Annotated in this window: 12 protein-coding genes; 1 reads left to right on the top strand and 11 read right to left on the bottom strand. The window is 38.7% G+C overall.

The window, feature by feature from the left end; translation table 11 throughout:
- Positions 1 to 32: 32 nt before the first annotated feature.
- Together asd and DXA13_RS16740 are read right to left on the bottom strand one after the other, a co-directional pair.
- Positions 33 to 1121, bottom strand: a complete 1089-nt coding sequence (gene asd / locus DXA13_RS16735) for an aspartate-semialdehyde dehydrogenase (protein ID WP_118246186.1) — start codon at positions 1119 to 1121, stop codon at positions 33 to 35.
- Positions 1118 to 2374, bottom strand: a complete 1257-nt coding sequence (locus tag DXA13_RS16740) for an alanyl-tRNA editing protein (protein WP_181995721.1) — start codon at positions 2372 to 2374, stop codon at positions 1118 to 1120. Before DXA13_RS16740 ends, asd begins: the two co-directional genes overlap by 4 nt.
- 113 nt (positions 2375 to 2487) lie before the next feature.
- Here DXA13_RS16740 and DXA13_RS16745 point away from each other — a divergent pair, with 113 nt between their 5' ends.
- Positions 2488 to 3375 (top strand): LysR family transcriptional regulator, encoded by an 888-nt coding sequence (locus DXA13_RS16745; protein ID WP_118246190.1) that lies wholly within the window; start codon positions 2488 to 2490, stop codon positions 3373 to 3375.
- Between the two features lie 253 nt (positions 3376 to 3628).
- Here DXA13_RS16745 and DXA13_RS16750 read toward each other — a convergent pair whose 3' ends face one another.
- The 9 genes from DXA13_RS16750 to DXA13_RS16790 all read right to left on the bottom strand — a co-directional run.
- Complete coding sequence (locus DXA13_RS16750) at positions 3629 to 6337, bottom strand: sensor domain-containing phosphodiesterase (RefSeq protein WP_118246192.1); 2709 nt, start codon at positions 6335 to 6337, stop codon at positions 3629 to 3631.
- A gap of 23 nt (positions 6338 to 6360) precedes the next feature.
- Positions 6361 to 7071: a phosphatase gene (locus DXA13_RS16755; protein ID WP_118246194.1), complete on the bottom strand. Its 711-nt coding sequence runs from the start codon at positions 7069 to 7071 to the stop codon at positions 6361 to 6363.
- A 1171-nt stretch (positions 7072 to 8242) separates the two neighbouring features.
- A complete protein-coding gene (locus DXA13_RS16760; protein ID WP_118246196.1) occupies positions 8243 to 9514 on the bottom strand; it encodes a DNA sulfur modification protein DndB in 1272 nt (423 codons plus the stop codon).
- A gap of 4 nt (positions 9515 to 9518) precedes the next feature.
- Positions 9519 to 10028, bottom strand: a complete 510-nt coding sequence (locus DXA13_RS16765) for a hypothetical protein (protein WP_118246198.1) — start codon at positions 10026 to 10028, stop codon at positions 9519 to 9521.
- Between the two features lie 83 nt (positions 10029 to 10111).
- Positions 10112 to 11173: a sigma-70 family RNA polymerase sigma factor gene (locus DXA13_RS16770; protein WP_118246200.1), complete on the bottom strand. Its 1062-nt coding sequence runs from the start codon at positions 11171 to 11173 to the stop codon at positions 10112 to 10114.
- Positions 11174 to 11176: 3 nt separating this feature from the next.
- A complete protein-coding gene (locus DXA13_RS16775; protein WP_118246202.1) occupies positions 11177 to 11695 on the bottom strand; it encodes a hypothetical protein in 519 nt (172 codons plus the stop codon).
- A 4-nt stretch (positions 11696 to 11699) separates the two neighbouring features.
- Positions 11700 to 13691: an AAA family ATPase gene (locus DXA13_RS16780; protein WP_118246204.1), complete on the bottom strand. Its 1992-nt coding sequence runs from the start codon at positions 13689 to 13691 to the stop codon at positions 11700 to 11702.
- On the bottom strand, positions 13682 to 13867 hold the full coding sequence (locus DXA13_RS16785; protein ID WP_054348706.1) for a hypothetical protein: 186 nt from the start codon (positions 13865 to 13867) through the stop codon (positions 13682 to 13684). Before DXA13_RS16785 ends, DXA13_RS16780 begins: the two co-directional genes overlap by 10 nt.
- Positions 13848 to 15386, bottom strand: a 1539-nt coding sequence (locus tag DXA13_RS16790; protein ID WP_118246205.1) for a DEAD/DEAH box helicase family protein, incomplete at its 5' end; no start/stop codon positions are given. The genes DXA13_RS16785 and DXA13_RS16790, both read right to left, overlap by 20 nt.

Here is a 15386-nt window from a genome sequence, read left to right on the forward strand (position 1 = left end):
ATTGTATTTGCGATAAAGAGGGCCTTGCGGGCCTAACAGTGTTTATCAATATATCCTTTTGCAGTCAGCAGTTCCGCGCACAGGACAGATCCTCCTGCTGCGCCGCGAAGTGTATTATGTGAAAGTCCTACAAATTTCCAATCGTAGATTGTGTCCGGTCTGAGTCTTCCGACGCTGATTCCCATACCGTTTTCATAGTCTACATCCATGGCTGTCTGAGGTCGGTCGTCATCGCTCAAATACTGAATGAATTGCTTTGGCGCGCTTGGCAGCTTAAGAAGCTGCGGTTCACCTTTATATTTCAAAAGTTTTTGTATTAGCTGATCCCTTGTTGGCTTTTTGCGGAATTTGACAAATACAGCCGCAGTATGTCCATGCAGGACAGGTACACGGATACACTGGCATGTAATTTTAGGTTCCTGTGCCGGTATAATCCTCCCATCCACAATATTTCCCCAAATGCGCAGAGGCTCCTGCTCGCTCTTTTCCTCCTCTCCTGCAATATACGGTATGATATTTCCCTTCATTTCCGGCCATGTCTCAAATGTTTTTCCAGCTCCTGAAACCGCCTGATAAGTGGTTACTACAGCTTCATACGGTTCGAAATCCTTCCATGCCGTCAGTACCGGCGTATAGCTTTGGATTGAACAATTGGGCTTTACAACAATAAATCCGCGTTTCGTGCCAAGCCGTTTTTTCTGTTCTCCAATCAGTTCCCCATGATGTGGATTAATCTCCGGCAAAATCATTGGGACATCGGGCGTCCATCGATGTGCGCTGTTATTAGAGACAACCGGTATTTCACACTTTGCATACTGCTCTTCTATCTTTTTTATTTCATCCTTTGGCATATTGACGGCGCTGAATACAAAATCAACGTGACAGGAAATTTCCCCAATATCATGCAGATTCTGAACGGCCATGGATCGGATTCTTTCTGAAACCATGAGTTCCGGATTCAGACGCCCTGACAACGCTTCCTCATATGTCTTTCCAGCTGAACGTTTACTGGCTGCAAGCGCAGTGATTTCAAACCATGGATGATTCTGAAGCAAAGAAACAAACCGCTGACCTACGGTACCGGTAGCGCCTAATATGCCGACCTTTATTTTTTCTGTCATAACACCATCTCCTTATATTGTTTAGAATTTAAAGCATACTCTTTTTCTTTTACTATTAACATCTGTACTGCAGATTCCACAGCTTCATCTAACTTCGTACTATCAGGGCTGAACCCCTGTGCACAGCAGGCGCCTCCGCCTCCTTTACCACCGATTGTATTGATTGCCTGCTGGAACGCTTCTCTCACATCAACCCGCTTTTCCGCCTTATTGCATCCAAACATCAATACTGCACCATCGGACGTTTTCCCGCCAAGCAGCACGGCGACTCCTTTGATCTTGGTCAGCTCCGCGTACAAAAGCCTTATTTCCTCCAGTGTCGTCTTCATCAGGGTGTGTGCAACCAGAATTACCTCTCCTGTTCGAGGCGCTTTTTTAATCAGTTTTTCTGCTTCAGCTGCTGCCAGCCGTTTCATAATTAAATCTAATTTTTGCTTCAGCTGCTGCACTTCCTCCTGCTGCCTAACGACGCGTTCGATGAGTTCATCTTCCTGGCAATTCAGTTTCTTCTGCAACTGCATGGAATTCCGGCATACTGTTCCGACCCGGCGCAGCGCATTTCTTCCACATGTAAAATGAATGCGGGAACCGTATTTCTGTTTATCTGCCTTAATCACCTTAATCATGCCCACTTCACCTGTGGTTCCAGTATGGAGGCCGCAGCACGGCGCGTAATCCAGATCGGCTATTTTAACAATGCGGATTGCCTCTTCCTTCTGCGGCACTGGGCGTTTTGAGCAGCGTCTGATCTCTTCCATATCCGGGTATAAAATCTCTATATGATCATTTTTATAGACAACTTCGTTAGCCGCTGCCTCAGCCTGCGCGATCTGCTGTTCGCTCACAAATCCGTCAAGGTCAATGGTTACTTCATCCCGGGTCATCCTTAGGCCGACCGTATTTTTAGAAAAATCCCGAACAAATACGGCGGAAAGGATATGCTGCCCCAAGTGCTGCTGCATGAGCTCAAAGCGCTGTTCCCAGTCGATTGTGCCGTGAATCCTGCTGTCTTCGGCCACCGGATCCTGCTCAAGAACATGTATAATTTCTCCGTTTTTTTCATAAACATCCATCACCTGCTGATCGCCGATTCGCCCCAAATCGCAAGGCTGTCCTCCCCCTCCAGGATAGAAAAGCGTCTGATCCAGCACAATTTCAAATTTCCCGTTTCTCTCCTTTTTTGTAATCACACAGGCATCGAATTCGATTTGATAAAGGTCATTATAATAAAGTCTTTTTGTCACATAAAACATCTCTTGCATTCCTCCTTATTTATGGGTATAATACACCTGGATAATATTTTTATCAATTTAAAGTATTTTAATCCAAACTTCAATTATATAAAAGTATTTACAAGGAGGCCGCCATGGAATTTAAGTATCTGAATACGTTTCGGACAATAGTCAACGAGGGGAGTTTTACGAAAGCTGCGGAAAAGTTAAACTATACCCAATCCACGATTACCTTCCAAATCGGGCAGCTGGAGCAGGAACTGTCTGCCAGTCTCTTCGAAAAAATAGGCCGGAACATGGTTCTGACAAAGGCTGGCGAGCATCTGGTACCCTATGTAAATGAGGTACTTCAGTCTGTGGAAAAGCTGCGTTGTTTTGAAGACAATCTGGCTGAATGTCAGGGTGATCTGCGCGTTGGTGTCGGCGAAACGCTGCTTTGCTACAAACTCCCTGCCGCTTTAAAAGAATTTCACAGGAGAGCGCCAAAGGCACGGCTGTTCCTGCGGTCTATGAATTGCTATGATATTCGTGACGAACTGTTTAGCGGCACCCTGGATCTAGGCGTATTCTATGATGATATCGGCGGTTTTGGTTCCAATCTTACGACTCTGCCTCTGGGCGATTATCCCGTCATACTGGTGGCTTCTCCCGAAATCCGAAACCAGTTCCCAGACTTTATAACGCCTGACAAAGTAATTCCGATTCCGCTGATTATCAACGAACCCAGCTGCGTATTCCGTCAGATATTTGAACGGTACCTCTGTAAAAAATCGATCATTCTTGACCACACAATTGAATTGTGGAGCATTCCTACAATCAAGAACCTGGTTAAAAATAATGTTGGAATTACATTTCTTCCAAAATTTTCTGTGCAGGAGGAACTAGACAGCGGAGAACTGGTTGAAATAGCGACGGAGATAACGGATGCAAAAATATCCGCTGTTTGCGGCCACCACAAAAACAAATGGATCAGCCCGTTAATGCAGCTGTTTATGGATATTACCTCAGAAATTGACGGATAGCAGAATCAAAACAGATTTAAATGAAGAGCGCGCTTGGAAAAGCTCAGGCCGCAAGCTCTGAGCAGAATGTGATATCTGTACCTTTTTTGATACTCTGGGCCAGGTAATTAACTATGCTGGGAAACCGTTGAAACGCTTTCATGTCGTGGGAGGTATCACAACCTGACTGAAGTTAAAAATCATAAAATCGAAAACAGGCCCCCTATGGCAATGTGAATTCATAGGGGGCCTGTTCATTCTTTTTTCAATGAGTTTAAGGCTGCTTCGATAAATATTTCTCTTCATACTCTTCCATGGAAATAGGCTTGCTGAATAAAAAGCCCTGCAACAGTTCAACGCCGCACTTGCGTAGTTCATCCATCTGTTCTTCCGTTTCAATTCCTTCTGCAACCAGTCGGATTCCCCTTTTGCGGCATGTCTCAACGACTGAGGCTATGAAGTTTCTGGTTTCCGGATTCCTGGAAACATCCACAATCATCGCCTTATCCAACTTAAGAACATCAAAATCCGCAGAGGACAGAAGGCTGATATCTTCTGATTTCGTGCCGAAGTCTGTCAATGCTACAATAAATCCGGCCTGATGCAGCTGACGAATCAGCGTATACAAGTCATATTCCTCGGATCCCAGAACATTTTCTGCAATTTCCACTTCCAGGAGGCGCGGCGATATGTTGTATTTTTCGCACACTGCACTGAGCTGTTTCACAAAAGAGGCCTCAGCCAGGGTATGCTGAGAAAAATTCATAGAAACGGGAAATGCCTCTTTGCCCATATCCACCCATTTTTTTATTCTGGAACATACAGATTCAAACACAAAGAAATCAATCTGGCTGACAGTCTGTGTTTCTTCCAGCAGAGGCAGGAAGTTTCCTGGAAGGACAAGGGACCCCGTTTTCGGATGATAGCGGATCAGAGCCTCTGCGCCGATTGCCGTACGGTCATCCGATGATACTTTCGGCTGCATATAAACTACAAAACGATTTTTTATAATTTCGGATTCCAGAATATTCGGATTCGACAGTTCCAGCAGTTCGTCGCTCTGATGGCGGTAACGGTTTGAAGTCGGATTCTTTCTGTAAAACTCCTTTTTATCTTCATACATCAGTGCATCCGCCTGTGAAGTAACTTCGTTCATGTCATGAAGATGCGCGGACCACTGGCTTCCGATTGCTGCCCGGCAGACGGTGTCTGACTGGAATCTCTCTTTTAACACCTGCACTCGTTCCGTGAATGTCTGCTCATCAATGTCTTTGCAGATAATAACAAATTCATCACCGCCGATACGATAAAAGTCTGCCTTGCTGAATACCTCTCTCATACGGTTTGCCGCTTCTTTCAGAATTTTGTCTCCATAAGCATGTCCTCTTTTGTCATTCAAATCCTTAAGCCCATTAACATCAAGATATATAATTCCTGCTGGTAAGTTCGAATTCTGTAAGACTTCGGAATCTTTCATATAGCGGTTGCGGTTGTAAAAAGAGGTAAGCGTGTCGTGATAACTGAGGTGCGCCAGCTGCTCCTCATCCTCTGTACGCTTAATGGAAAGCATCAGGAAATAGCATAATGTCTGCAGCATGGTACTGATGTAGGTCAAATGCTCCTGCGGCGGATTATCTACGCCAAGACAACCGCAGAACTCCCCGTCCCGTTCCAGTGGAGCCGCCACCAGACTATGAATATTCTGGCTGTTAAGTATATCATATTCCTCCGGCGAACTGTCTTTTATCAATTCCAGGTCGGTAATCAGAATACATTCCCGACGGTTAAAACGCGGCATCCAGCTGTCAAAAAACGACAGCGGCAGGTCCTGCAGATTATCCTTCTGCGGCTCTACACCGTCTTTGCACCACTCAAAATCATTGTAAGCGCGCCCATTTCTCACTAAAAATATGTAGCTTCGCTCCGCTTCCAGAAACTGTCCAAGGCTCTCCAGAATTTTGGGAATTGTCTCTGTAAATCTCTGTCCCTGATACAGCGTGCGTACACACTCCATGATTATGTTTTCTGTCTTCAGCGTATATTTGAGCCTCTGCTTTTCCTCCTCCGCCTTTGTAATATCAAAGGCGATCTCGAGCCTTGCCGGCCGGCCTTCCCATAAAATATCACGGTCTTTCAGCATATAGTGACGCCCTGTAACAGGATTTCTATCCTCCCATGTGTAGGTCTCTCCATCCGGCAATACATGAGCTCTGCAGGATTCGCAGGGATTATCCCGTCCACGCAGCACCTTATAGCACTTCTTTCCCTCATAGGAATCCAATCCAAAGTTCTTCAGACCGGCTTCATTAAAGAAAAGCAGGTCATTCGTCTCTAAATCCGCTACATACATAAGTTCCGACATGTCGTTTAAAGAGGTGCGCAGCGCTTCGGACATTTTTTCCAGCTGTTCCCTCTCTTTTTTATTATTTGCTTCAGCATCTTCGATTACTTTCAGCTTACGGCGATGGCGGATCTCATTGGCTGCAAACAAACAGATTCCAATCGCAATGATCGTAAAAAGGGCTAAAAATATCTTCACAGAATTGGCGACCTGCTTTTCCGTATATTCTTCTGCTGCGGATACCGCCAGGTCAGCCTTTTTAAACAAGTCCTCACTCAACCGGTAGAGATTTTCCTCCTCTCCGCCCTGACGGACTTTTTGTATTTCGTCTTTAACCTCTAACCAGCTTTCCTTAAAAACACTCATTGCCTCTAAGTAGTCCCTGTCCGATAGTTTCGTAAGGTGGTTCTTCCCCTCTCCGGTCATCAATTCCTCTATAATGCTGTCAAGCCGGTTAATTAATGCATCGTTCGGATCCCCATGCAGTTCCTGTTTGATCAGCAACTGGGAAGCCCCGCGGATAACGCCGGTATAGTTAATAATACGGGCGTTTCCCTGGACACTGAGAATTGACATCAGTGACCATACGCCGGACAGGAACAGTACTGCTATTAATATTATGGGTGCAAACTTCTTTTTCATAGCCCCTCCTTCTTTTCGTTATATTATGTATGGATAAAGTCCATGAGCCTTCCGATATCAGTATTTAATATTAAATCCTCATTAAAATTCTGAGCTTTAAGAAGATTCCAAGCAAGATTAAAGACGCCTACACCACTTGGATCATGGGCGTCTGAACTAATGATTACAGGAACGCTAAACAGACTGCAGTAATAGAGCATAGTCTTGTAGTTCTCAATACAATTTAATCGCCTATCTTTCTTAATCAGCGAACTGTTGTTAACCTCCAACGCTACCTTTGTCTCTCCCGCCGCCTGTACCAGTTTTTCATAATCCAGCGGCGTATGATCATCATCCGGATGAGAGACAAAATGTACTTTCTCATTTCGCATACATTTGATCAGGTTTTCTGTATTTTTTTCCCTGCCCTGATCCTCATAGCACTGACGGTGAATTCCGGCTATGGCATAATCCAGCATATCGATGTATTCCTGCTCCAAAGACAATTTTCCGTCATTCAATACGTTAATTTCGCACCCATGCAGTATGTGAACTCCGAACAGATCTCTGGGTATCACTTCAAGATTGCGATAGTAAAACGGATCCACCGTTCCCGGAATGCCTGGAGCATGCTCGCTGATCCCCAGCAGCTGCAGGTTCTGATCAGCTGCCGCCCGCGCCATTTCGCGAATTGTCCCATAGGCATGCCCGCTTGCTATTGTGTGTGTATGAATATCTGCCTTTATTTTTTCCATTGTAAATTCCTTATTCATCAAACAAATACATGATATAATTCCAACTTAACTATTATATCAAATATACTCAAAAAAATATAGAGCAGAAAAATCATTTAACAGTTTTTCGCCCTATATTTAAAATAAATATGTATTCAGCAGCTTCGGTTAATCTTTATCGGATTTATTCATTTATTACCGCTGCTTATTTCCGTAAATTTAATGCTTAATTAGTTCTGTTAAAGCCCGCATATCATATACATCTTGACTTTCATTAAAATGGCCCTGCATGCGGCTGCCGCAAGTCAGGCAGCGAATCGTCCACAGACCGCCATATTATGGGGCAGGTATTGCATTGACAATGGTACTGATGGAAAGCTTTTGAGGGAATCATCACGGCTGAAATATATTTAGAAGTATAAAATTTATCGATAATGCCACTCAACAATATGTAATTTAGGATTACATACGCTTCTACAACAAAAAACGATTGGAAATCAGACATTTGTATAGTAAAACATAACCGTCAAATAATGTAGTGGATTCATTTTTTATAAAATCCATCATAATTAGGTTTCCAACTTTTAGCGTTTTGGGAGCAGCTCCTAAAACGCTAAGAAACGGAGGCCTGATACTATGAACGAATTTTCCTCGAAAATCCTACATAAACATCCAGAAATGGCTGGACATCATTCATCGTAGCAGACACAGCGGACTTTCTAACCGCCAGTGGTGTGAAGATAACGGTATTGAGCCGAAATGCTATTATTACTGGCTTTCAAAAATTCAAAAACTGGCAATTGAAAACATTCCAAGAAAGTTATCCGGATCGCCAACAACGGCATTCACGGTATCCAGTCCTGCACTAATAGAATTTACTGAAATCCCGGTGGATGCTCTGAATTCCCTTATACAGTCCACAATCCTGTCTGTTTCCAAATGTCAGGTGAAATTTTCACGGGCAGAAAATATCTACCTTGCCTGTGGATATACCGATATGAGAAAGGCGATCAATGGTAAACTCAATCTACCAGACATGGTCATATCATATACCCAAGGGCTTTCCATTCCCCTTCACAGAACTCACGGACAATATACCAACTCGATTTGAACTGGATGACGGCTGAAAAACGTTGAAGAATGGAGGGGTGCGCATGCCGAGGGGTGTTTGCGCAAGCGGGAGGGCAAACATTTATACTTCCCAATCATCTTCTTGAATTAACTCATCAATTACTGAACCAATCGTTTCTTTTTCATAAATTTGTCTAATACTAGACCAATCCTGCATAAGCTTCTTATATTCATTTTCAGTCAGCATTTTTCTATCATAAATATATATTATCATAAGCTCTATTACTTTTTGATGATTCATAACCATGACCTGCTGCTCTGAATCCCATATAACATTTTTCCATATTGGATGTTGAATACACATTATACTCTTTTCAAAGCCATTGAGAATCTCCGAAAATGATTTTCCCGTTTCTAATTTTATTCGTACAATGGCTTTTGTAAATGGAATCAAAGATACAGGTCTAAATATTAAATTCCCTCCTTCTTTATTTCGGAGTGCTCCAACATCGGCAGGATCACTCTTTGAATAGCTTGGAAACATATCGAAAATACTACTCCAGTATTCATTGCATAATTTCGTAAATTCATTAATAGCCTCATCACTTGGTCTATGACGGATATAATATTTAATTTTGCTACTCCCCCTTATTTTTTTTCCCTCTAAATCAAATATTTCCATATCATTAACCATGATCCATAACAATTCTCGATTGCATTCATAAAATGTAATTATAGTTGTAAATGCTGATGTGTTTGTATCCGGTATTGCTTTTGTTTTTGAATCAAGAATTCTGTTATCGCCAAACATCTGATTGTTATCAATCAAATCTCTAGAAGCTATAGCAATGATATCGTCCTCATCTAACGCAATTATATCTCTCATTGATACTGGCTTTGCATATCGATTTAATGTACTAAACATCCTTCTAGTACGTTGCATGCCCTCATCATCTTTTTTATGTCCGACAAAAACCACAGGGATCTTTTCTGTAGCCAAATCAGGATTATTAATAAGCGCATGCTTAATTCCTTCTACTCTGTGCTGTCCATCAACCGGAAAGATTTTCTCATCTCCAGTTAATTCTAAAATCCCTAAATCAACAAATTCTTCGTCATCATCATATTCTACCCTTATTTCATGCCACTCAGGATCACCATCATATACAGCTAATATTAAAGCATTAAAAAAACGTTCATTTTGAGTATTAATATATTCCGAGATACTTTTATAATTTTCTGTAATACTTCTTTGTAACATTTCTCTCAATAAACTAGATTTATGCAACTCATCGTCAACTCTTTTTACATATTTACTTACATCTCCAAATGATAAAGCAGAAACATAATATACCCATATTCCAATTTGTGCTCTTATTGCTGGCAACTTCATATATTTATCCTCCCCATGCTGACTTCTTAGGTGCTTTATACAAATCCGGAATCTGATCATTAAATGGTGGAATGATTACTCTAATTAACTCTTTTTCAACCTTCCTAATTGTCTCATTATCATTTAAAGGAAGATATTTTATATATAATTCTTTTCCCCAAGTTTCACGCATAGTAGCTATTTTAGGCCTCATATCTCTGAGGTAATCTCTACATCTTTTTCTAAGATTCTTATTTGATGTATATTGTGCTCTTCCAATATACATAATATATGTATGAGCACCAGGCACTATGTTTGGATTTAATATAAATATGTAGATTCCACCTTTATCGGCTGGAATTTCTTTTAATTCCTCGTGCAAATCACCTTTCTCATCTAAAAATTTGACTGTTCTCCATTCAGAATCAACTAATAATTTTATTTCATCATCAAAGTCTCTCCATTTATCATAATTCAAACTAAAAACAACTTCTGTTTCTTTTTGACGTCTACACATATCAACTATTTCGGACATAATTTGTCACCACCCACATTTGTATTTTCCCATACGTTATACAAATCTGATATAATGCCTTAATAACATATGATTATCGACTTTTATAATAGTAAGTCCTCCAAATTTATATGATTGTTTTGTATATACACCTGCATTTTTTTAATTGCTTTCAACTCTATTTGCCTTATCCTCTCACGTGTCACGCGAAATTTAGCCCCAACTTCCTCAAGCGTTTTTTCTTCTCCATCAATAAAGCCATAGCGAGTCATTATAATATCTAATTCCCGTTCTTTCAGTTGTGCAAATAATTTATTAATAACTGTAGAACAACATTGAACCCGTATGTACTCCTCCCAAACATCAATTTCTGCTGTTTCTTCCTTTAACTCAATAGGAGGACTCAAGCACAGTAGTATCTTTTTCAGCTCTTCTTCATTACTGACAATATTACATCTTAATTCATCCTGAACATAATTCATGGCCGTTACAATATCATTTTCGCCACAGTCATACGCTTGGATGCACTCCATGACAGGAAAAACTTTTTCTTTAAAATGCGCTGGAAAATAAAACAGTACATTATTAAATGAAGCCTCTCGCTGCATCGTCTGTCTAACCCTCAAAGGAAAATATGAAACAAACGTCTCTGGACTAGACACATCATATTTATCAATTGCTGTTATTAACCCAATAACCCCCCACTGAAATACCTCTTCCAGGTCACAAGAATACAACTTAGCAAAATTGTAGGCCTGCTTCAATACTGTTCTTAGATACATTAAAACAATACGCTCCCTGGCATAAATATTTCCCTGCTGCGCCGGTACAATCAATGATCTCCATTCTTTCGTCTGAGGTGGTAATATTTGACTAGTGTACTCAATTAATGTCTTCATCGATGGATATTCAGTTGCTATTTTCTCCTGCAAAATCCCATAGTCTATCTGACTTTTGTCTATAATATTATTACTAGATGATACTTTATTAAATTCTTTACTGCCTATAATAACACCCTTAGATATAAGTCTACCACATAATCTATCTATCTCCGTTAAATCTAAATCTTCCTCAATACATATATTAATAATTTCATCTTCTGACAATATTCCTTTTACTTGATATTGAGCAAAAAGTTTTTTCTCTACAGTTTGTATATCATGCATTGTCTACTTTCTGGCAAGAGAACATAATTCTTTAATACTATCTGTATCTAGCTCCTGATTGTATCTCTCGTCAATCTCCTCCATAAAGTCATATAGGTTCTTTATATAATCTTCTGGCTTAGTAGCAGATGCCATTATTTTTTCATATAAAATATCTACGCCACCTCTAACATACTCTTCAAAAATATCTTCATCTGATTTTGCCTTATTACTTCCATAGTATCGAAAAGCCTTGTCAATTCTTTCTTCGATTGTTAGCTCCCTCTTTCTATTAAGCAACATAATCAAACGATAGTTAAAAAGTAGATCTTCTGACGCTTCTGTTAATTGCTGCGGGAATATTTTAGTCGTTTCTCCCGTATCCAATGGTGCTTTGCTATTGTACAAAAATCCTACAATTGGTGCCATAAGATAAACATCCAAGTTTCTTTTGAATAATTGATTTTTTTCATCGAATTTTGCAGTTAACTTAATAACCTTTTCTGCGTGTTGACCTTTAAAAGAATACTCTTTATCAAACATAAGCTTATCTCCCCGCTAATTGTGTTTCAAACTCATTAATTTTATCAAATAAATATCGAGCTCCAACTCTATTACCCATATTCTCTTCCGCAATTTCGCCATCAGTATCTTTAATAAATATAATCACCTGTTCAGCTACTTTTGGCAATGTATCACATACAGTTTTTATTCGGGCTTTATCGAATGCAGAAAGCGGCGCATCCATAACCAGCGGATATGCCTCTGTAAGCAACATTGCATTTTCATCAGTATCATTTTCTCTAGCTAATCTTATCACCCCTGCTATAAATGCAAAAATAACAGAAATACTCTGTGCAGTTGATGTTTCAATGTCACCAATATATCCATCAAAATTATCCACTGTTACTTGAATATTATATTTTTCATCGAGAGAAAGCGAAAATCCCCCATTGTAAATCTCCTTGAATATTTCATTAACTGTTTTTTCTAGTTTTTCTCTAGTTTCTTGCTCTTTTTCCTTATATATTGCATTCAACTGTTGATATATATATACCGCATATGCTTTAAACCGTGCAACTCTCCTATTATTTTCATCTTTTAAACTTAATTCATTAATATTAGTCTCACAACGTTCTCGCTTGGTTTGAAGCTTACCTCGTTCTTCTATTAATCGGTCATGCTCTATATCCATTTTTTTCAATTCTGTATTATAATATGTATACCTTTTTTGTAATTCACCAACATTTGCCATTCCCTCAAGCTTTTTATTTATACTTTCAATTTGATGTAAAACCTCGTCATAATCATTTTCAAAATTTCTAACAATGGAATATTTTTCACTTAATTCGTCAAATGTACCATCTGCGGCTTTTGATTTCAACTCGCATTCCCTTATAAATTGACCTATAATAGTTCCAACTGATTGAGGCGGAATATAGTCTAGCAGTCTCATTAACTCTTTATGTGCATCATTTCCAAATTCTATCTCTCGACCGCATAAACATGTACCACGCTTAATTAAATACTGCACAGTTCTTGCATGTATATCTGGAATTCCTGTATCTATTTTATTTGAACTTGCCAACTCTTGTAGTGCATCATATATTAATTTTTGTGACATCCATGACGTTACCCTATTATTAAGCAACTGAATAATACCCACAGTATTGTTAACTTTACTAATAGTCAAACCATTCAATTTTTTATTTAGTTTTATACGCTCTTGTGCATATTTTTCACTATCTTTATTATCTGAAATCCTTTGTTCTATTTCTTTTACCTTATCACTTACTGTTAATCGTTCATTATCAATCTCTACTAATCTACTATCAATTTCCTGTAACCGAGTATCATATCGATCCATTTCATTTGTATATTCCGAAATCTTACTGTCACTTTTACTATCATAATCTTTTTCATAACTTTTTATTACCGAATTCTGAGAACGTCCATTAAGATGATCTAATGCTGCTGAGAATGCACTTAGCCCCAAGAGCCTTTTAACAGCCTCAGCAAATTCAGGACTTCTTCCCCTTCTAATCTCTTTACTCATATTTCCAATTCGTTCTCCATCAAAAAAGAAATATCTAGATAGTTCCTTGGGTAAAATCTCCTTCATTCTAAATTCAGTTTCAGTATCCTTGATAAATTCTGTTTGCCCATCCACATTCTTGTAGGCAATTCGAAAAATTGTATTATTAGGGCGTTTTAACCCTCCTACAGAATCTGTTGTATATTTTTGCTCACGAATCATAGTATAATCTACATCTAAATGTCTTAACAGTAACTCTACCTTTACAATGCATTCCTGATTAGGTCCCATTTCTTGTGCTTTAATTTTATTGAGCACTTCTGTATCTTCAAAATCTGTGTCTCCATATAAACACCACGTAAATGCCTGCGCTAAAGTAGTTTTTCCCGATCCATTTTCCCCCATGATGATAGTAACATTTCTATCAGGATCTGTTGAGAATTGGATGGACTGTTCATTTCTAAACTGACGAAAATCACGAAGTTTCATCTCTTTTAGTAACATTCCACTTCCTCCTCTATCATCTTCTTGATTTTTCTAATCATTTTTAAATTATCAAGTTCTTTTGTACTAAGATTCTTTTTTTCATTAATAATTATCTTTCTCATCATCTTTTGAGCTTTATCCGTATCCACTTCAATTCCATTAACCATCACAATTTCATTCACTTTTGTACTCATCAGAAAATCCCTCCCAATTTTCTATATCATATTTTTGTAAATCATAAGCCTCAATAATATCATCAATAATTATATTGGCTTGACTTCCATTCATGGCTAAACGAGCAAACTCTTTAGCACGGGATAATTCATTTTTAACTAATGTCAATTCTCTTTTCATTCGTTCTTCTGTAAGTGATGGAACTTTTTCTAGCTTTCGTGGTAATGTTATAAAATCATATATCTCTGCGTAGTCTTTTCCCTCTGCCAATCTCAAAACTCTGCCTCTTCGTTGAATATATTCTTTAGGATTTGTCGTACTAGCCAAGATAAAAGCCACCTTTATTTTAGGAATATTGACACCTTCATCTAAGCACTTAATGGCTATTAATGCCTGCAAGTTATCTCCTTTTGAAAATTCATTCTTTAAAATCACTCGCTCCTCTATATCTTCATTAGAGGTAAATTGAGAAACCTTCATATTCAATTTGTTACCCAATATACTGGTTACCGCATCAATTTGCCTCAACTCTTCTTCTTCAATAGTTGTATAGTCCTGGTTAAAATCTGTTATAGTTGTTGCACCACAATATACTAAAATATGCTTATCGTGAATATAGGGTAAAATTTCCCTTTCCAAAGCAGCAAGCTTATTAACAGCTCCCGCAACCAGCCTAGCCCTAGTTAAAGCAAGACGTTTTCCTTTTTCGTTTAGTGCAAACTTCCCTCTTTTGTTTTTTATAAAACATTTTTGGATTTGGATTGTTAATGCATCATACCTTTCTCGCTCCTCATCCTCCAACGTAACAATCACTGGATAATATTTGTATTTTGTCAATTTTCCCTCTTCAATTGCCTGCTCTAATGTATATTCAATACATTTTGTCCCAAAATAATTATACAGTGAGGCTGTACCCTCTTCATCGCAATGTCTATCTAAAGTAGCTGATAACGCAAGTCTATATTGAAATTTATTATTTAGTAAATTTCTCAAACTTTCAGCTCCAAAATTGTGAGCTTCATCTATTATTAAAAGCGCTGAACCGCGTATTTTCTTAATTTGATTTTGGACAAACTCTGTAGAATAAGTAGCATTAGTTGTAATAAAACAAAAAAAATCTCTTTTTTTAACTTTTAATTTTTGGTCTCTAACAGCATTCTCTAATAAAGATTTCCAATTTTTTTGCCTGGAGTTGCTATAACCTATGATAGGTTTAATATTAAATTTTTTTATGTCTTCAACCCATTGTTCAACTAAGTGTTGATACGGGCACGCTATAATAACCGCAAGCTGATTATGTACATATTCCGACAAAGCTACAACTGCACCAAGTCCAGTATAAGTTTTTCCGGTTCCTGTTGCCATATCAAAAATTCCTGTATATTTATTTATTTTCCAATTCTCTATTGCTTTAATTTGATAATCATGAAATCGAACATTATACGGAATTCGTGGAATATTTATATAATCTTCTGTGTTATTAATCTCTTCAAATTTATCATTTTCATCAAAGTAATGCTTTATTTCTTCATAACAAAT

The sequence above is a fragment of the Clostridium sp. AM58-1XD genome (assembly GCF_003464085.1).
Taxonomy (GTDB): Bacteria; Bacillota; Clostridia; order Lachnospirales; family Lachnospiraceae; genus Lachnoclostridium_A.

Coding starts and splice junctions, on each gene's coding strand:
- asd (WP_118246186.1), bottom strand. CDS start 1,121: ATGACAGAAAAAATAAAGGTCGGCATATTAGGCGCTACCGGTACCGTA.
- DXA13_RS16740 (WP_181995721.1), bottom strand. CDS start 2,374: ATGTTTTATGTGACAAAAAGACTTTATTATAATGACCTTTATCAAATC.
- DXA13_RS16745 (WP_118246190.1), top strand. CDS start 2,488: ATGGAATTTAAGTATCTGAATACGTTTCGGACAATAGTCAACGAGGGG.
- DXA13_RS16750 (WP_118246192.1), bottom strand. CDS start 6,337: ATGAAAAAGAAGTTTGCACCCATAATATTAATAGCAGTACTGTTCCTG.
- DXA13_RS16755 (WP_118246194.1), bottom strand. CDS start 7,071: ATGGAAAAAATAAAGGCAGATATTCATACACACACAATAGCAAGCGGG.
- DXA13_RS16760 (WP_118246196.1), bottom strand. CDS start 9,514: ATGAAGTTGCCAGCAATAAGAGCACAAATTGGAATATGGGTATATTAT.
- DXA13_RS16765 (WP_118246198.1), bottom strand. CDS start 10,028: ATGTCCGAAATAGTTGATATGTGTAGACGTCAAAAAGAAACAGAAGTT.
- DXA13_RS16770 (WP_118246200.1), bottom strand. CDS start 11,173: ATGCATGATATACAAACTGTAGAGAAAAAACTTTTTGCTCAATATCAA.
- DXA13_RS16775 (WP_118246202.1), bottom strand. CDS start 11,695: ATGTTTGATAAAGAGTATTCTTTTAAAGGTCAACACGCAGAAAAGGTT.
- DXA13_RS16780 (WP_118246204.1), bottom strand. CDS start 13,691: ATGTTACTAAAAGAGATGAAACTTCGTGATTTTCGTCAGTTTAGAAAT.
- DXA13_RS16785 (WP_054348706.1), bottom strand. CDS start 13,867: ATGAGTACAAAAGTGAATGAAATTGTGATGGTTAATGGAATTGAAGTG.